Consider the following 768-nt stretch of genomic DNA (forward strand, 5'->3'; position numbering starts at 1 on the left):
AATAAACAGGCGACCGACGGTGACATCGATGGTGCCATCGACGGTGACATCAACGCGCGCGGAACACAGGTCGTCGGGCAGAACGTGACGCTCAATGCCGCGCACGACATCAACCTGGAGCGCGCGAAGGACACGAGCCAGCAGTCGAGCAGCAACAGGAGCCGTGGCGGCAGTATCGGTGTCGGCGTGGGTCTGGGCGGTCAACAGAATGGCTTGACGTTGGAGCTCGGGGTGAGCTCCTCGCAGGGCAATGCCAACGGCCAAAGTGTGACGAATCGAGACACTCGGCTGACGGCCGGCAACACCTTGTCGATCACGAGTGGCCGCGATACGAACCTGCGGGGGGCTGAGGTATCGGGAAAGACGGTTGAGGCGAGCATCGGGCGTGATCTCACGATCCAGAGCCAACAGGACACGAGCACGTACGACAGCACGCAATCGAGTGCCGGATTCCAGGCGAGCCTCTGCGTGCCGCCGCTCTGCGTGGGACAGACCGTGAGCGGCAGCGGGAGTGTGAGCCAGCAGAAAATCGACTCGACCTATCAGTCGGTCAAGCAGCCAAGCGGGATCTATGCAGGAGAGGGCGGGTTCAACGTCGAGGTCGGGAACCACACGCAGCTGGATGGCGGGGTGATGGCGAGTGCGGCTGCGCCAGACAGAAACAGTCTGTCGACGCAGACATTCGGTTACACGGATCTGGAGAATCACGCGAGCGATTCGGGTGACACGATCGGCTTGAGTGCAAGCGGTGGCTTCGGACAGAGTACG

General features: G+C 62.1%; 1 protein-coding gene. It reads left to right on the forward strand.

The features are described 5' to 3' along the window. Nucleotides 1-768, forward strand: a 768-nt coding sequence (locus tag HV670_RS30245; protein WP_175108576.1) for a hemagglutinin repeat-containing protein, incomplete at both ends; no start/stop codon positions are given.

It is taken from the genome of Pararobbsia alpina (assembly GCF_902859895.1).
Taxonomy (GTDB): domain Bacteria; phylum Pseudomonadota; class Gammaproteobacteria; order Burkholderiales; family Burkholderiaceae; genus Pararobbsia; species Pararobbsia alpina.